This is a genomic window from Mycolicibacter senuensis (assembly GCF_003284925.1).
GTDB lineage: Bacteria > Actinomycetota > Actinomycetes > Mycobacteriales > Mycobacteriaceae > Mycobacterium > Mycobacterium algericum_A.
The window spans coordinates 12,112-28,558 of the sequence record NZ_QMEX01000047.1 but is presented as its reverse complement, the minus strand read 5'-3'; the positions used below and the strand labels follow the sequence as shown (position 1 = coordinate 28,558).

The following is a 16,447-nucleotide window of genomic DNA, read 5'->3' as shown; positions in this document are numbered from 1 at the left end:
CGAGCGCTCCGACCCGGCGTCGCGCCGCGATCCCGAGGAGGCGGCCCTGGAACTGCTGCAGAATGAGCTGGGCGCTCGGCGTATCGGTGGTGACTGACTGGACGACATCACCGAAACCACCTCCTGCGCGATAGTCGGCGGCGGTCCCGCCGGCATGGTGCTGGCGCTGCTGCTGGCCCGTGCCGGGGTCGACGTGACGCTGCTGGAGAAGCACGCCGATTTCCTGCGCGACTTCCGCGGTGACACCGTGCACCCCACCACGCTGCGGTTACTCGACGAGCTCGGCTTGTGGGACCGGTTCGCGGCGTTGTCACACAGTGAGATCCACCAGGTCGTCCTCGACGTGGCCGGCCGGGGCGTCACGGTGGTGGACTTCGGCCGGCTGCGGGGCCAGCCGCACCCCTACATCGCGATGGTGCCGCAGTGGGATCTGCTCAACCTGCTCGCCGAATCCGCGCAGACCGAGCCGACTTTCACGCTGCGGATGCAGACCGAGGTCACCGGACTGCTGCACGAGAACGGCCGGGTCGCCGGAGTGCGCTACCAAGGCCCCGACGGTCCGGGCGAACTGCGTGCCGGGCTGACGGTGGCCTGCGACGGGCGGTGGTCGATCGCACGGCAGGAGGCGGGCCTGCGGTTCCGGGAGTTTCCGGTGAACTTCGACGTGTGGTGGTTCCGCCTGCCCAACGATGAAGATGCGAAGCCGACACTGCTGCCGCGGCTCGGTCCGGGCCGCGCCGCCATCATGATCCCGCGCGAGGGTTACTTCCAGGTCGCCTATCTCGGGCTCAAGGGCGGCGATGCGGCGCTGCGGGAGCGCGGCATCGAGGCGTTCCGGCGCGAGGTCGTCGAACTGATCCCGGAGGCCGCCGATGCCGTGGGCGCACTGCGCAGCCTGGATGACGTCAAACACCTGGACGTACGGGTGAACCGGCTGCGGCGGTGGAGCGTCGACGGCTTGCTGTGCATCGGCGACGCCGCGCACGCCATGTCCCCGGTGGGCGGGGTCGGCATCAATCTGGCCGTGCAGGACGCGGTAGCCGCCGCCACCATTCTGGCCGAGCCGCTGCGGCGTGGCCAGGTGACCGGGCGTGACCTGGCGGCGGTGCAACGGCGCCGGGCGTTTCCCACCGTCGTCACCCAGTCGGTTCAGCGGGTGCTGCACCGCGCACTCACGCCGATCCTGCGCGGTAAAAACCTCAGCCCGCCAGCGTCTTTCGGCACTGTGATCGCCAAACTGCCCTGGCTGTCCGCGATTCCGGCGTATCTGGTGGGCGTCGGGGTGCGCCCGGAGCGGGCGCCGTCGTTCGCCCGGCGCTAGCCGGTCGCGGTGTTCCGGCGGCTAGGGCTGCCACCACTGCCGTAAGGGCAGGCCGTCGTCGCCGCCGCGGTCATCGAGCTTGGCCGCCAACACGTGATGCAGCTGAATGGCGTTGTGCTCGAAGCCCAGTCGCGAACCGGCCATGTAGAGACCCCATACTTTCGCGGTGGCCAGCCCGACCTCGGCGACGGCCTCGTCCCAATGCGCCACCAGATTGGCGCACCAGTCCCGCAGCGTCAGCTCATAGTGGTGCCGGATGTTCTCGGCGTGGACCACCTCCAGGCCGGCGTCCTGGATTTCGCTGATGATCCGTCCCGACCCGGCAAGTTCGCCGTCCGGGAACACGTAGCGGTCGATGAAGTCGCCCGCGGTGGCACTGGATTTGTTGTCCGCGCGGGTGATGCAGTGGTTGAGCAGCAGGCCGCCGCGGCGCAGCTTGGACTTGAGGAATCCGAAGTACGCGGGATAGTTCGCGACGCCGATGTGCTCGGTCATGCCGATCGAGGAGACCGCGTCGAATTCGGTCTCACGCACATCGCGGTAATCGCAATGGCGGACCTCGGCCAATTCGGCCAACCCCTCGGAGGCGATGGCGCGCTGCGCCCACCGGGCCTGCTCGGCAGAGAGCGTCGCACCGATCGCGCGCACACCGTGCCGCGCTGCGTAGCGGACCATGCCGCCCCAGCCGCAGCCCACATCCAGCAGCAGGTCACCGCGGCGCAGCCGCAACTTGTCGAAGATCAACCGGTACTTGTTCTCCTGGGCCTCCTCGAGCGTCGCCTCCGGGCTCGGATAGACCGCGCAGGTGTAGGTCATCGACGGCCCCAGCACGGCTTCGTAGAAGGCGTTGGACACGTCGTAGTGGTGTTGAATCGCGCTGGCGTCTCGATGCTTGCTGTGTCGCAGGCCGTCGGCGACGCGCAGCCACCGGGGGCGGGCCTCCTGCGGCGGCGGCGCGATGGGCACCAGGTGCTCGATCCCGATGGAGCGCACAATGTTGGCCAGCACCCGCGGCGACGGCCGTTTGAAGTGCAGTTCTTCGGCGAGCGCCTTGAGCAGGTGGTAGGGGTCGCCGGGGTGCACGCCGTGCGCTGCCAGGTCTCCGGCGACGTAGGCGCGTGCCATGCCCAGGTCGCCCGGCGCGGTGGCCAGATAGGTGGTGCCGCGCGGGGTGAGCAGTTCCAGGCCCAGCGGGGCGTCGTCGGGTCCGCTGCTGCTGCCGTCGTAGGCGGTGAACCGCAGCGGCAGGTGACCGTCGGTGGCCAGCGTCTCCAGGACCTCCGCCAGGGTCAGCCTGCCGGTGTGCGTCTGCTCCTTGTAGGTGGTCATCGTCGTCGCACCGCCTTGTCGTAGAGGTCCAGCAACCGGGAGTCGGGGTCGTAGGTCCGCTTGACCTGGCGGTAGGTTTCCCCGCCGTAGAGCTCATCGAACTCCGCAGGGGTGTAGTAGGAGTCGGAGTACAGCGATTTGTGGCCGTCGAGTTCGCTCACCTTTGCCTCGATCAGCCGATTGGTGGCCCCCTCGGTGGCGCCCGCCGGGACCGAGGACCAGAAACCGACGTTGACGTAGGTGCGGTTGGGCCGCATCGGGTACAGCGGCCAGTTCTCGTCGGTGCGCAGCCGCAGCGGGCACAGCCACACCGGCTCGATCGGCACGTGGTCGAAGAACCAGTCCAAGAACTCCCGGCAGCGCCCCAACGGCACCTCGATGTCCTGCACCACTCGCTCGCGCGGCGGCCGGCCCTGGCGTTTCTCGATCCGGTCGGCGATGGCGAACCGCCTGTCGTAGCCGATCAGCTTCGAGTAGAAACTGCTGCGCCGATAGCGCCGCGGCCAGGCGCGCCGCACCAGCGGGTGCTGCGCACCGAACGCCCGCGAGCACCAGAACCAGTCGGTGTCCCAGCGCCACAGGTAGTCGTGGATGGTCAGCCGGTCGTCTTTGATCCCGTGCCCGTGCTGGATCGAGCGGTAGTAGACCCGCTGGCCGGTGTAGTCACTGACCGCACCCGGGGTGTCGGTCTCGATCCCCAGACACAGGTAGCTCTCGGTGGGGGAGAACACCACACCGTCGAGGTAGTCCACCGCAACACCGTCGAACCCGCCGGTGTCGATGATCCGGTCCATCGTCGCGATCAGGTCGTCCAGCGCATGGAACCGGATGTGCCGTAGCGCCACGAACGGTTTGACCGCCTCCAGCTCGATCCGCAGTCGCGTCGAATAGCCCAGCGTGCCATAGGAATTGGGAAACGCCCGGAACAGGTCCGCACGCCGGTCGCGGGAAACGGTCAGCAGCTCGCCGGCGCCGGTGAGAACATCCATCTCCAGCACCGACTCATGCGGCAGGCCGTTGCGGAACGACGCTGACTCGATGCCCAGGCCGGACACCGCCCCGCCGACCGTGATCGTCTTCAACTGCGGAACCACCAGCGGTGCGAACCCGTACGGCAGCGTCGCGGCGACCAGGTCCTCGTAGGTGCACATACCGCCGACGTCGGCGGTGCGGTTCGCCACGTCGATGCCGATGACATTCACCAGGCCCGAGGTGTCCAGGCCCGGGGCTTCGCGTTTGGCGCGGGCCCGGAACAGGTTTGAGGTGGGTTTCGCCAGCCGCACCGATGCGCTCGCGGGAATCGCCCGGTAGCTGTCCAGCAGCCGTTGCACCCCCCGCGTGTGGGATGTCGGTGCGTCGACCGGCCGGACGGACATCACCTCCCACGCTAGCGGCCGATCGTCGGCCGCGCACTCGACGCGGCCGGGCTCACTGGGATTGTTGTGGCATGCCCTGCGTGCTCAGGTAGCCGACGATGCCACGGGCTACGGCGTCGGCGTAGCGTTGCCGTCCCCCCGGACTCTCCATCAGCGCGGCGTCCGCGGGGTTTTTCATATTGCCCAGCTCGACCAGGATCGAGGGATACTCGGCCAGGTTCAGCCCGGCCAGGTCGGCGCGTCCCTTCAGCCCGTCGGTGCCGATGTAGTTGGCCGGCGGAATGCCGGCGGCCTGCAGCTGGCTGCGCATGGCCTGCGCCAACCGCACCGCCGGGCCCTCCTGGGCCGGGTTGAGTGGCGGCGCGGAGTAGTTGACGTGGAACCCGCGGCCGGTGGCCGGTCCGCCGTCGGCGTGAATGGACACGATCGCGTTGGGGTGTAGCGAGTTGGCCATCGCGGCGCGCTGGTCGACGCACGGTCCCGGCCCGTTGTCGTCGCCGCGGGACATCGCGGTGCGCACCCCCGCGGAGTTGAGGGCCTGCCGAATCCGCAGCGTGGTGTCCCAGGCGAAGCTGTGCTCGGGATAGCCGGAGTTGGTGGTGGTCCCGCTGGTCTGGCAGTTCTTGGTGCCGCCCCGGCCGTTGGTGACCTGGCGGCCGATGGCCGCGGGATCGGCGGTGCCGCTGTGACCGGGGTCGAGGAACACGATCATGCCGGCGATGTTGCCGGGGGCCGCCCAGGACGACGGGGCGCTCGGGACCGCGGCGGCCGCCACCAGGCCGGTGATGATCGCGACGCCGACACGCGAAAGAACAGGTACGCGCACGCCGCCAACGTAGGCTCGCGCCGACTACGCTGGAGTTTCAACACGCGCCCGGTCTTGGAGCTGAAACCAAGCCGCAACCAAGTCGAGACCACGCACAACAACGCAAGGGGAGTGTCATGCAACCAGGAGGCCCGCCCGACATGTCGGCGTTGCTGGCGCAGGCCCAGCAGATGCAGCAGCGACTGTTGGCCGCGCAGCAGGAGCTGGCCGCCACCGAGGTGCAAGGCGAGGCCGGTGGCGGCCTGGTCAAGGTGACCTCCAACGGCAGCGGCGAGGTGCTGGCCGTGCAGATCGACCCGAAGGTCGTCGACCCGGCAGATATCGACACGCTGCAGGACCTGATCGTCGGCGCGCTCGCGGATGCGTCGAAGAAGGCGCACACCCTGGCCCAGGAGCGGCTCTCCCCGCTGGCCGGTGGCATGGGCAACGCGCTCGGTATGCCGGGTACGTAGGTGTGCCACCTTGTTTGAAGGCCCGGTTCAGGACCTGATCGACGAGCTGGGCAAGCTGCCGGGTATCGGCCCCAAGAGCGCCCAGCGGATCGCGTTTCACCTGTTGTCGGTGGAGCCGTCCGAGATCGACCGGCTCACCGCGGTGCTCACCAGGGTCCGCGAGGGAGTGCTGTTCTGTGAGGTGTGCGGCAACGTCTCCGACGCGCAGCGCTGCCGGATCTGCGGGGACTCGCGCCGCGACTTCGCCCAGATCTGCGTCGTGGAGGAACCCAAGGACGTCGCCGCCATCGAGCGCACCAGAGAGTTCCGCGGCCGCTACCACGTGCTGGGCGGGGCGCTGGATCCGCTCTCCGGGATCGGACCGGAGCAACTGCGGGTGCGTGAGCTGCTCAACCGGGTCGGGGAGCGGGTCGACGGCGTCGACGTCAGTGAGGTGATCATCGCCACCGACCCCAACACCGAGGGCGAGGCGACCGCCACCTACCTGGTGCGGATGCTGCGCGATATCCCCGGGCTCTCCGTGACGCGCCTGGCGTCCGGACTGCCGATGGGCGGTGACCTGGAGTTCGCCGACGAGCTCACCCTGGGCCGGGCCTTCACCGGCCGCCGTGCCATGGCCTGACGTTCCCTTGCGCCCTGCCCTCCCTCTCCCTCGCCGAGCCCTCCCTCTCCCTCGCCGAGCCTGTAGTTACCGTGCTCGCTACTCGCATTTCTTCGCGCTAACTACAGCTTCGCGGTCATGTCAGTCCCCATTGGCAACCTCAGGCCATGGGAGAGCTCTTCATCGGTAGCGAAGCGCTGGCGCAGGGCCGGCTCACCGAGTACGAACTACGCCGCTGGCACCGGGCGATATTCCGCGGCGTATACCTGCCGGCAAGGCATGAGCCCACCCTGCGCGACCGGATCGAGGGGGCGTGGCTGCGATCTGGCCGACGAGGCGTGATCGCCGGGGTGGCCGCCGCGGCCGTACACGGGGCCGAGTGGGTCGACGCCGATATCCCGATCGAGCTGATCTGGTCGAACACCCGCCCACCGGAAGGCGTCATCGCTCGCGACGAAACCCTCCCCGACGACGAAATGACCCAAGTCGCCGGCCTACCGGTCACCACGCCTGCCCGCACCGCCTACGACCTGGGCCGTCACCTACCGCGCGACAAGGCGGTGGCCCGCCTCGACGCCCTTGCGCGGGCCACTCCGTACTCGACTGAGGATGTGCTGCTGCTGGCCAAACGCCACCGTGGCGCTCGGGGCTTACGACGGCTGCGGGCGGCACTTCCGCTGGTGGACCCCGGCGCTGCCTCACCCCGGGAGTCCCGGCTGCGGCTAAGGCTCATCGACGCCGGCCTACCGGCGCCGACCACCCAGATCCCGGTGGTCGAGCGGGGGTATTGGCCGTTCGCCTGGCTGGATATGGGCTGGGAGGAATATCGAGTCTCCGTCGAGTACGACGGCGATCAGCACCGCAAGGACCGCCCGCAGTACGTCCGGGACCACCGGCGTCAGCGCAGGCTGGAAGCCTTGGGCTGGATCAACATCCGGGTGATCAAAGAGGACGCGCCCAGCGACGTCATCCGCCGCGTCACCGACGCCATGCGGTCCCGCGGCTGGCAACCCTAAACCGGCACCAGCACCTCGGAGATCGGCAGCCGCGCGGCGATCCCGGCGCGAGCCGTCCGGATCTTCTCCGGGATGCCCGCCCCGACCACGCCGACGAGCACCCCGTCGCGCTCGTAATAGGCGACGAATCGGCGGCCGTCATCCCCGGTCAGATGCACGGTGTCGTCGGTCCGCGGGTGGCCCAGGCACTGGATTTTGAGGTCGTACTGGTCGCTCCAGAAGTAGGGCACTCCCGCCCGGGGCGCCACCGCCGAACCCAGCATCGCCGACACCATGGTCTTCGCCTGCTCGGCGACGTTGCTCCAATGCTCGACGCGCGCCTGCGCCCCCGACAGGTCTCGCCACGACGCCACGTCGCCGATCGCCCAGACGTCCCGGGCGCTGGTACGGCCGGCCTCGTCGCAGACGATGCCGTCGGCCACCGCGATTCCGCTGCCGGCCAGCCAGTCGCAGGCGGGCCGTGAGCCGACCCCGACGACCACCAGATCGGCCGGGATCACCGAACCGTCGGACAGTGTCACCGACTCCACGCCGTCGGACCCGGAGACCGAGTCCACCTTCACGCCGGTGCGCACGTCGACGCCCTCGTCGCGGTGCAGTCGGGTGATCAACGCGCCCACCTGCTCGCCCAGCGCGGCGGCCAGCGGGGTGGGCTGTGGCTCCACCAGCACCACCTGCACACCGGCGCCGCGCAGACTGGCCGAGACCTCGCAGCCGATGAAGCCCGCCCCGATCACCACGGCGCGGCGCGCACCCGCCGCCCGCCGGCGCAGCGCCAAGCAGTCGTCGAACGAGCGCAGCACGTGGATACCGTCCAGGTCCGCAAACGACGGAATGCGGTTGGGCATCAGGCCGGTGGCGATCACCAACTGGTCATAGCCCAGCACATCTCCATCGGCCAGGGTCACGGTGCGGGCCGCCACGTCGACGGTGCGGGCCGCGCAGCCCAGCCGCAACCCGATGCGGTGCTGCTCGTAGAACGCGGCCGGTTTGAGGGCGACGTCCGCGGCGGTGACGGCCTCGCGCTGCAGCATCTCCTTGGACAACGGCGGGCGGTCATACGGCGGGTGGATCTCGGCGCCGACAATCGTGATCGGCTCGGTGTAGTCGTTGCGGCGGAGCTGTTCGGCGGTGCGGACCGCGGCCAGTCCGGCACCGATGATGAGCACCCCGCTCACGGCCGCGCCACCTCCACCATCTCGAAGTCGGCCTTCGCCGCGCCGCAGTCCGGGCAGCTCCAGTCCTCGGGGATGTCGGCCCAGCGGGTGCCGGGGTCGATGCCGTCCTCCGGCCAGCCCAGCGCCTCGTCGTACTCGAAGCCGCACTGCAGGCACCGGAACAGTTTGTAGTCGTTCATGAGTTCACTCCCATCGGTTCGAAATCGAGCTTTTCGCGGACCGCACAGTCCGGGCAGGTCCAGTCGTCGGGGATCTGTGCCCACGCCGTCCCGGCCGGGAAGCCTTCGCGTGGCGCGCCGACACTCTCGTCGTAGACGTAGCCGCAGCCGGGGCACCGGTAGCCGGCCATCAGGCGTTCACCGCCGCTGCCTCGTAGCGGGCCAGGATCTTCTCCCGGCGGCGCGGCGAGGTGTTGGCCCGGGTGATGTCGCCGGCGTAGTGCGCCAGCACCCGGTGATCCATCAGCTTGCGCCACACCGGCGGGAAATAGGTCACCCCGATGAGCGCTCCGTAGCCGGCCGGCAGGTTCGGCGAGTCGTCGAAGCTGCGCAGCGTCTGGTAGCGCCGCGTCGGGTTGGCGTGGTGATCGCTGTGCCGCTGCAGGTGGTACAGGAACAGGTTGGTGACCAGGTGGTCGGAGTTCCAGCTGTGCTGCGGGGTGCAGCGCTCGTAGCGGCCACTGGGCTGCTTCTGGCGCACCAGCCCGTAGTGCTCCAGGTAGTTCACCGACTCCAGCAGCGACGAGCCGTAGAAGGCGTTGATCAGCACGTACGGGATCAACGCGACACCGAACACCGCGATCATCACGCCCCAGAACAGCAGCGACATCGCCAGGGCATTGATCACGTCGTTGCCCGGCCAGGTCCGCGGGTTCCAGGGGTTCTTGCCGGTCCGGCGGATCCGCGCCGCCTCCAGCTCCCACGCCGAACGGATACCGCCCCAGGCGCTGCGCGGCAGGAACTCCCAGAACGTCTCGCCGAAACGCGCCGACGCCGGGTCTTCGGGGGTGGCGACCCGCACGTGGTGGCCGCGGTTGTGCTCGACGTAGAAGTGCCCGTAGCAGACCTGGGCCAGGGTGATCTTGGCCAGCCAGCGCTCCAGCGACTCCCGCTTGTGGCCGAGCTCGTGGGCGGTGTTGATGCCCACGCCGGCCACCGTCGCCGCCGACATCGCCACACCGATCTTGCCCAGCCAGCCCAGCGACCCGTCGAAGCCGAGCCAGCCCAGGTCCGACGCGGTGAACAGGTAAGCGCCCAGGATGGCGCTGGCGTACTGGAACGGGATATAGGCGTAGGTCGCATACCGGTAGTACTTGTCGTTCTCCAGCGCCGCCATCACCTCATCGGGCGGGTTCTGCCCGTCGGCCCCGACGGCCAGGTCCAGCACCGGCAGTATCACATAGAGCAGGATCGGCCCGATGTAGAACGGCAGCTGCGACGCGGTCTGCCAGCCGGCCTGGTTCATCGCCCACACCAGCGGCAGCATCAGGAACATCATGGTCGGCACGAACAGGCCCAGCAGCCACAGGTGTCGCTTGTTGTCGTGCCAGATCTTCGGCTTGTCACTCAGTTCGGCATTCATGTCGCCGACGTTAGGTAGCCGCGCCGGCTCGCCGCTCGTCCCGTGGAACCGGAATTCGGCCGGCTATTCGTCTTGCGGAGACAACGGGGACAACACGGCGGCGCCGTACCACTGACAGAGCAGCAGCGCGATCTCCACGTCCAGCCGATCCTCGGTGATTGGGCGGCCGCGGCGCTCGATCGCGCGCTGGACGCGGTACTTCATCGTGTTGACGTGGAAGTGCAGCTGCTCGCCGGCCGCCTTGAAGCTGGAACCGGCCCGCAGGAAGACCCGCAGGGTGTCGCGGAGTCGCGCGTCGCCGTCGGTGGCACGGGCCAGCGGTCCGAGCACCTCACCGACCCAGGCCCGTGCGGCGGCCACGTTGTCGCCGCCGAGCAGTGCCGCCGCCGACAGTCCCGGATCGGCTGCCGCGCTGACCCGGGTGACACCGGAGGCCACCGCCAGGGTGTGTACCGCCAGCGCCTGCTGGTGAGACCGGCGGAAACCCTCGACGCCGGGCAGCGGATCACCGATCGCCACCCAGGGCTCGCCGGGCGCGGTCTGCGCGCAGCCGCGGATCTGTTCCACCGCGTCGTGCCCGGCGTTCGACGCCAACGGAATCCAGGCCCAGCCGGTGGCGCTGTCGGCCGGGATGAACAGCGGTGCGCCTTGTCCGGCAACAGAGTCGGAGAGCTGTTTGATGAAACCCTCAGCGGCTGCGAGCTTGTCGCCGACGGACTCCGGGTACCAGACGATCAGCGCCACGTGGGTCCGCCGCAGCGGGTAGCGGATTGCGGTGGTCATCGCGTCGACATCCAGGCTGTGTCCGGCGAGGATCTCACGGACCCGCAACGCGCGCACCGCGTTTCGGCTCTCCAGCCAGCGTTCTCGTTCGGCCTGGTAGACGGCGGACACCTGTTGCGACATCTCGTCGATGTAGCCGAACATCAGCGTCGACATCTCCGAGAGCACGTCTAGGCGAAGGTCGGGATCCAGCTCGGCGGAACGGATCTCCTCCAGCACCACCCGCAACGCCATCGAGTGGCCCAACCGGTAACCCCGGACCAACGCGTTCACCGGGACCCCGCGCTGCGCCAGCCGCCGTGCGTGCTCGAGCGCCACGGCCGGCGCGGCGATTTCGGCCACCGGGATGTTGTGGCGGATCGCCGAGAAGTACGTGTCGACGTTGGCCGCCACCGTTTCGTGCAACAGCTGCAGCAGCGACGAATCCGCGGTCAGGTCCGGTGACTCCTTGGCGATCAGATCCTCGATCACCTGGGTGGTTTCGGCCAGGTGGTCGTAGAGTCGCTGCGAGATTCCGATCGCGGCCTCGGCGACGGTGCTCAGATCGGTCATGGTCGCAAACGTAGTCAGGCTCGCCGGGGCGCGCTCAGTCTTTCGGCGCGCAGCATCTCCACCTCGGGCAGCTCCAGCGGTGCCAGCTCGCCGACCACCTTCGACAACAGCAGATCGGCCAGTTCCGGGTTGCGGGCCAGGCACGGCCCGTGCAGGTAGGTGGCCACGACGCTGCCCTGGATCGCGCCGTCGAATCCGTCGCCGGCCCGGTTGCCGGCGCCCTTGGTCACCTTGCTCAACGGCGATGCGGCCGGACCCAGCACGGTGCCGCCGCGGTGGTTCTCGAAGCCGGTCAAGGGTTGGGTCAGGCCCGCCAGCAGCGGGTCCCCGACCACCTCGCCGATGGTGCGCGTCTGCTGCGGTGCGGTGGTCACATCCAACATGCCGACGCCGTCGACGCGGTCGCCGGCCGAGGTCTCATACCAGGCCCCGAGCACCTGGACGGCTGCGCAGATCGCCAGCACCGGTGCGCCGCGTTCGGCGGCGCGCTGCAGGCCCGGATACCGGATCAGGTGCCGGGTGGCCAGCCGCTGCGCGTAGTCCTCGGCGCCGCCGAGCGTGTAGAGGTCCAGTGACTCCGGGACCGGGTCGGCCAGGGTGATCTCGACGATCTCGGCGGCGATACCACGCAGCGCCAGCCGCTGGCGCAGCACCACCGCGTTGCCGCTGTCGCCGTAGGTGCCCATCACGTCGGGCAGCACCAACCCGATCCGCACCGGCTCAGTCACGGTCCAACCTCCGCTGCAGCTGCAGGAACGCGGTGTAGTTGGCGACCACCTCGACCGGCCCGGGCGGGCAGGAGGCGATCGCGGCGACGGTGTCGTGCACCAGGGTGTGCTGCACACCGGCATAGCCGAGTCGCACCGCCAGGTCGGTGCCGCGCTCGCCGGCCGCCACCACATGGACACCCTCGAAGTGCTCGAACCGGACATCCCACAGCCAGGACAGGTCCTCGCCGTCGGGCACCTGCCCGTTGACGGCGATCACCACCCCGGCGGCGTGGTGGTCGACCATCGACAGCGCCTCCTGCCAGCCGGCCGGGTTCTTGGCCAGCAGCATGCGCACCGTGTGCTGGCCGACCTGCACCGACTTGTAGCGCCCGGCCACCTCGTCGACCGAGGAGACCGCGGCCACGGCTTTGACGGGGTCGGCGCCCAAGGCGACCGCGGCGGCGACGGCCTGGGCGGCGTTGCCACGGTTGACGGTGCCGGGCAGGGCGAGCCGCATCGGCAGCACCAGCCCGTCGGGGCCGTACAGCGAGTCGTCGTCGAACCACCACTGCGGGGTGGGCCGGGCGAAGTCGCATCCGGTGGAGGACCAGTGGTCGTCGCGTCGGTCGATCACCTCGCCGCTGCGCGGGCAGCTCACCGAGTCGCCGGCCCAGCCGCCGCCGGCGGCGACCCACACCACGTCGGGACAGTCATAGGCGGCCGAGGTCATCAGGATGTCGTCGCAGTTGGCGACCACGATCGTCTGCGGATGCCGGGCCAGGCCGGTGCGCAGGGCGCGTTCCACCGCGTTGATCTCCCCGACCCGGTCCAGCTGGTCGCGCGACAGGTTCAGCAACACCACCACCGTCGGTGACACCGCGTCGGCCACATGCGGCACATGCATCTCGTCGACCTCGAGGGCGGCCAGCCCAGCGGTGCGGTCGGCGGCCAGCGCCGCCACCAGCCCGGCGTCCATGTTGGCGCCCTCGGCGTTGGTGGCCACCGGGCCCAGGTCGCGCAGCGCGGCCGCGATCATCCGGGTGGTGGTCGACTTGCCGTTGGTGCCGGTGACGACGACGCTGCGCCGCCCGGTGCCGAGCTGCCGCAGGATCGAGCGGTCCAGCGTCATCGCGACCAGGCCGCCGATCATCGCGCCGGCGCCGCGGCCGGTGATGCGAGACGCCCACCGGGCGGTTGCTCCGGCGGCCAGCGCGAGGCGTCCACGGGCGGTGATCACCCGACAAGTTTAGGGGCGACCAAAAGCGCGGTGTCCGCGCCGGGCGCAGTGGGTCGCCCCTCGACCAATTGAGTCGCCGACACGGGCCCTCGCCGACCGCTATCGCTCACCCCGACGTGCCATCCTCATGGCATGAGTGCGCTGTGGGGGCGCCCGGCCCGCGAACCCGGCGACGGCTGGGTGGTCGTCGACGTCGAGACGTCGGGGTTCCGGCCCGGGCAGGCCCGGGTGCTCAGCCTGGCGGCCCTGGCACTCGACGCCGACGGGCGAATCGAGAAGTCGGTGTCGCACCTGGTCAATCCGGGCACCGACCCGGGCCCCACCCATGTGCACGGGCTGACCGCCGAGATGCTGGCGGGCCAACCCCAGTTCGCCGATGTGGTCGACGAGGTCGCCGCGCTGCTGGTCGGCCGCACCCTGGTGGCCCACAACGTCGCGTTCGACTACACGTTCCTGGCCGCCGAGGCCGAGATGGCCGGCGCGGAACTGCCCGTCGACTCGGTGATGTGCACCCTGGAGTTGACCCGGCGGCTCGACCTGGGCCTGGCCAACCTGCGGTTGCAGACGCTGGCAGCGCACTGGGGTGTGGTGCAGACGAGGGCACACGACGCGCTCGATGACGCCCGGGTGCTGGCCGGCGTACTGGAGCCGGCGCTGCAGCGGGCCCGGGAGCGCGACGTGTGGCTGCCGGTGCGGCCGGTGACGCGGCGCCGGTGGCCCAACGGCCGCATCACCCACGACGAACTGCGGCCGCTGAAGGCGCTGGCCTCGCGGATGCCGTGCGCCTACCTCAACCCGGGCCGCTACGTGCGGGGACGTCCGCTGGTGCAGGGCATGCGGGTGGCGCTGTCGGCGGAATGCCGCCGCACCCACGAGGAACTCGTCGAACGGATCTTGTTCGCCGGGTTGGCCTATAGCGACGTCGTGGACGCCAACACCTCGCTGGTGATCTGCAACGACGACAGCGCGGAGCAGGGCAAGGGCTATCTGGCGCGGGAACTCGGCGTGCCGACGGTCTCCGACGAGCAGTTCATGGCCTGCGTCGACAGCGTGGGCGGGGTCGTCGGAGGCACCGACGTCGAGCAGTTCGCCGACACCGGCCCGGCCGGGGAGCAGATCTCGCTGTTTTGAGCGGCACCCCGCTTCCTGACGCCGCAAGCGCCCCACCAGCTGCTTTCGCCCCGCCTGTCCCAGCTGCCACGTTGGCCAGTTGTCACGTCGGCCCAGTTGTCGCATTGGCCCAGCGGTCACGTTGTCCCAGTTGTCACATTGGCCCAGCTGTCACGTTGTCCCAGCTGTCATGGCGGGGTGGGTGCATCGCTTTTGCCCGCCTTCGAGCGACAACGTTCGTTATGTCAAGCCGCAGTTCGTCGCCGACGTCGCCGACCCGCAGAATCGCCCGGCGGGCGGGCTGACATAACGCCAGTTGTCGCGCAAAGGTGGGCAACAACCACATGCCGTCCGGCCCGTGGCTCCTGGGGCCGGAGTTACCCACGGGGCTCAGCCCGATCGAGCCGCCCGATTCACCGCCGAGACCACCGCCCGCAGTGACGCCGTGGTGATCGACGACGCGATCCCGACACCCCAGACCGTCTCGCCGGCTGTGGCCTCGGCGTGCCGACCCGCTTCACCGGCCGCGTTCGCGATCGTCACGGACGCTTCCACATACGCCGCGGCTTGGGCCTCCTCGCCGGCGCTCATCGCGTGCTCGGAGTAGTCCAGCACGTTGACGTGGATCCCGACGTCGGTCAACGCGTCGACGAACGCGGCCAGCGGCCCGTTGCCGGCGCCGGCGATCTCGGTCTCCACCCCGTCGACCAACACCGTGGCCTCGATGCGGTCGGTGCCGTCGTCGGTTTCGGCGGCGATCAACCGCTGGTGCATCCGCTCCAGCGGACGGATCGGGTTCAGGTACTCCTCGGCGAACGTGTCCCACATCTCCTTGGGGGTGACCTCGCCGCCCTCGCCGTCGGTCAACTGCTGGATCACCCTGGAGAACTCGATCTGCAGTCGCCGCGGCAGTACCAGCCCGTGGTCGGTTTTCATCACGTAGGCCACCCCGCCCTTGCCCGACTGCGAGTTGACCCGGATCACCGCCTCATACGTGCGGCCCACGTCGCGCGGATCGATCGGCAGGTAGGGCACCTGCCAGAGCATGTCGTCGACATCCGAGTCGGCGGCATCGGCGTCGATCTTCATCTGGTCCAGGCCCTTGTTGATGGCGTCCTGGTGACTGCCGGAGAACGCGGTGTAGACCAGGTCGCCGCCGTAGGGGTGGCGCTCGGGCACACCAAGCTGGTTGCAGTACTCCACGGTGCGGCGGATCTCGTCGATGTTGGAGAAGTCGAGCTGCGGGTCCACTCCGCGGGAGAACAGGTTCAGCCCGAGCGTCACCAGGCAGACGTTCCCGGTGCGCTCGCCGTTGCCGAACAGGCAGCCCTCGATGCGGTCCGCCCCGGCCTGGTAGCCGAGCTCCGCTGCGGCGACCGCGGTGCCGCGGTCATTGTGCGGGTGCAGGCTCAAGATGACCGAGTCACGCCGCTTGAGGTTGCGGTGCATCCACTCGATTGAGTCGGCGTAGACGTTGGGGGTGGCCATCTCCACGGTGGCCGGCAGGTTGAAGATGATCGGCGAATCGGGCGTGGGCTGGATCACGTCGCCCACCGCATCACAGACCGCTTTGGCGTACTCCAGTTCGGTTCCGGTGTAGGACTCCGGGGAGTACTCGTAGCGCCACCGGGTGCCCGGATATTTGGCGGCCTCTTCCAGGCACTTGCGCGCCCCGGCTACCGCGATCTCCTGCACCGCGGCGCGGTCGGCCCGGAAGACCACCCGACGCTGCAGGATCGACGTCGAGTTGTAGAAGTGCACGATCACGTTCGGAGCACCGTCGCAGGCGGAGAACGTGCGCTCGATCAGCTCGTCGCGGCACTGCGTGAGCACCTGCAACGTGACGTCGTCGGGGACGGCGCCGGCTTCGATGATCTCGCGGACGAAGTCGTAGTCGGTCTGGCTGGCCGAGGGGAACCCGACCTCGATCTCCTTGTAGCCCATGGCCACCAACAGGTCGAACATCCGCCGCTTGCGGGCCGGGCTCATCGGGTCGATCAGTGCCTGGTTGCCGTCGCGCAGGTCGACGGCGCACCACATCGGGGCACGCTCGATGACCCGGTCGGGCCAGGTGCGGTCGGGCAGGGTGATGGGTTCCACCTCATCGGCGAAACTGCGGTATCGGCTGATCGGCATCGCCGAGCCGCGCTGGGTGTTCCAGCCGGGTTGGCCGGGGTTGGGCGGTCCGACGGGTTTGGTGATGCGGCGTCCCGACGTGAAGGCGTCGGCGGAGGCCTGCGAAAAACTGGTCACGGTGGTTGCTCCGGGGTTCTCAAATGGGATTGGAGACCGGCGCATCGCGAAAGACCCGCGACGGGAAGCCGGTCTGGATCAGACCCCGCCGCGGCGTCCGAGAAGGAGCACCCGCTGCACAT

General features: G+C 69.4%; 17 protein-coding genes. 6 read left to right on the top strand and 11 right to left on the bottom strand.

Going from position 1 to position 16,447, the window contains the following annotated elements:
- The coding region (locus DQP56_RS25810; RefSeq protein ID WP_435673860.1) for a hypothetical protein at window positions 1–97 on the top strand (97 nt) is incomplete at its 5' end.
- 9 nt (window positions 98–106) lie between these two features.
- Window positions 107–1,321, top strand: coding sequence for an FAD-dependent oxidoreductase (locus tag DQP56_RS12775; RefSeq protein ID WP_112685945.1), 1,215 nt, complete (start codon window positions 107–109; stop codon window positions 1,319–1,321).
- A gap of 21 nt (window positions 1,322–1,342) precedes the next feature.
- On the opposite strand, the gene DQP56_RS12770 is transcribed toward DQP56_RS12775, so the two are convergent.
- From DQP56_RS12770 to DQP56_RS12760, 3 genes are read right to left on the bottom strand one after another with little or no spacing between them, the layout of a single operon-like run.
- A complete protein-coding gene (locus tag DQP56_RS12770) occupies window positions 1,343–2,650 on the bottom strand; it encodes a class I SAM-dependent methyltransferase (RefSeq protein ID WP_112685943.1) in 1,308 nt (435 codons plus the stop codon).
- The gene (locus tag DQP56_RS12765) at window positions 2,647–4,026 is read right to left on the bottom strand and encodes an FAD-binding oxidoreductase (protein ID WP_112685941.1); all 1,380 of its coding nucleotides are present in this window, start codon (window positions 4,024–4,026) and stop codon (window positions 2,647–2,649) included. Before DQP56_RS12765 ends, DQP56_RS12770 begins: the two co-directional genes overlap by 4 nt.
- 52 nt (window positions 4,027–4,078) lie before the next feature.
- On the bottom strand, window positions 4,079–4,852 hold the full coding sequence (locus DQP56_RS12760; protein WP_205868870.1) for an Rv3717 family N-acetylmuramoyl-L-alanine amidase: 774 nt from the start codon (window positions 4,850–4,852) through the stop codon (window positions 4,079–4,081).
- A gap of 116 nt (window positions 4,853–4,968) precedes the next feature.
- Here DQP56_RS12760 and DQP56_RS12755 point away from each other — a divergent pair, with 116 nt between their 5' ends.
- The 3 genes from DQP56_RS12755 (at window position 4,969) to DQP56_RS12745 (ending at window position 6,921) form a co-directional block, all read left to right on the top strand.
- Complete coding sequence (locus tag DQP56_RS12755; RefSeq protein ID WP_112685939.1) at window positions 4,969–5,304, top strand: YbaB/EbfC family nucleoid-associated protein; 336 nt, start codon at window positions 4,969–4,971, stop codon at window positions 5,302–5,304.
- Between the two features lie 10 nt (window positions 5,305–5,314).
- Entirely contained in the window at window positions 5,315–5,926 is a 612-nt protein-coding gene (recR, locus tag DQP56_RS12750) for a recombination mediator RecR (RefSeq protein ID WP_112685937.1), read from the top strand.
- A gap of 146 nt (window positions 5,927–6,072) precedes the next feature.
- Window positions 6,073–6,921 (top strand): type IV toxin-antitoxin system AbiEi family antitoxin, encoded by an 849-nt coding sequence (locus DQP56_RS12745; protein ID WP_112685935.1) that lies wholly within the window; start codon window positions 6,073–6,075, stop codon window positions 6,919–6,921.
- Here DQP56_RS12745 and DQP56_RS12740 read toward each other — a convergent pair.
- The 7 genes from DQP56_RS12740 to DQP56_RS12710 all read right to left on the bottom strand — a co-directional run bounded on the left by DQP56_RS12740 (window position 6,918) and on the right by DQP56_RS12710 (window position 12,962).
- Window positions 6,918–8,099, bottom strand: a complete 1,182-nt coding sequence (locus DQP56_RS12740) for an NAD(P)/FAD-dependent oxidoreductase (RefSeq protein WP_112685933.1) — start codon at window positions 8,097–8,099, stop codon at window positions 6,918–6,920. The genes DQP56_RS12745 and DQP56_RS12740 overlap by 4 nt on opposite strands.
- A complete protein-coding gene (locus tag DQP56_RS12735) occupies window positions 8,096–8,278 on the bottom strand; it encodes a rubredoxin (RefSeq protein ID WP_083038852.1) in 183 nt (60 codons plus the stop codon). Before DQP56_RS12735 ends, DQP56_RS12740 begins: the two co-directional genes overlap by 4 nt.
- On the bottom strand, window positions 8,275–8,448 hold the full coding sequence (locus DQP56_RS12730) for a rubredoxin (protein WP_112685931.1): 174 nt from the start codon (window positions 8,446–8,448) through the stop codon (window positions 8,275–8,277). Before DQP56_RS12730 ends, DQP56_RS12735 begins: the two co-directional genes overlap by 4 nt.
- Entirely contained in the window at window positions 8,448–9,680 is a 1,233-nt protein-coding gene (locus tag DQP56_RS12725; protein WP_112685929.1) for an alkane 1-monooxygenase, read from the bottom strand. Before DQP56_RS12725 ends, DQP56_RS12730 begins: the two co-directional genes overlap by 1 nt.
- Before the next feature lie 63 nt (window positions 9,681–9,743).
- Window positions 9,744–11,015: a PucR family transcriptional regulator gene (locus DQP56_RS12720; protein ID WP_112685927.1), complete on the bottom strand. Its 1,272-nt coding sequence runs from the start codon at window positions 11,013–11,015 to the stop codon at window positions 9,744–9,746.
- 14 nt (window positions 11,016–11,029) lie between these two features.
- A complete protein-coding gene (locus DQP56_RS12715) occupies window positions 11,030–11,731 on the bottom strand; it encodes a type 1 glutamine amidotransferase (RefSeq protein WP_205868871.1) in 702 nt (233 codons plus the stop codon).
- Between the two features lie 4 nt (window positions 11,732–11,735).
- Window positions 11,736–12,962 (bottom strand): Mur ligase family protein, encoded by a 1,227-nt coding sequence (locus DQP56_RS12710; protein ID WP_112685925.1) that lies wholly within the window; start codon window positions 12,960–12,962, stop codon window positions 11,736–11,738.
- Between the two features lie 132 nt (window positions 12,963–13,094).
- On the opposite strand from DQP56_RS12710, the gene DQP56_RS12705 reads away from it, so the two are divergent.
- Complete coding sequence (locus DQP56_RS12705) at window positions 13,095–14,093, top strand: DEDDh family exonuclease (RefSeq protein WP_112685923.1); 999 nt, start codon at window positions 13,095–13,097, stop codon at window positions 14,091–14,093.
- Between the two features lie 369 nt (window positions 14,094–14,462).
- Here the strand turns inward: DQP56_RS12705 and leuA are convergent, their stop codons facing one another.
- Window positions 14,463–16,370, bottom strand: coding sequence for a 2-isopropylmalate synthase (leuA, locus tag DQP56_RS12700; RefSeq protein WP_112685921.1), 1,908 nt, complete (start codon window positions 16,368–16,370; stop codon window positions 14,463–14,465).
- Window positions 16,371–16,447 lie beyond the last annotated feature (77 nt).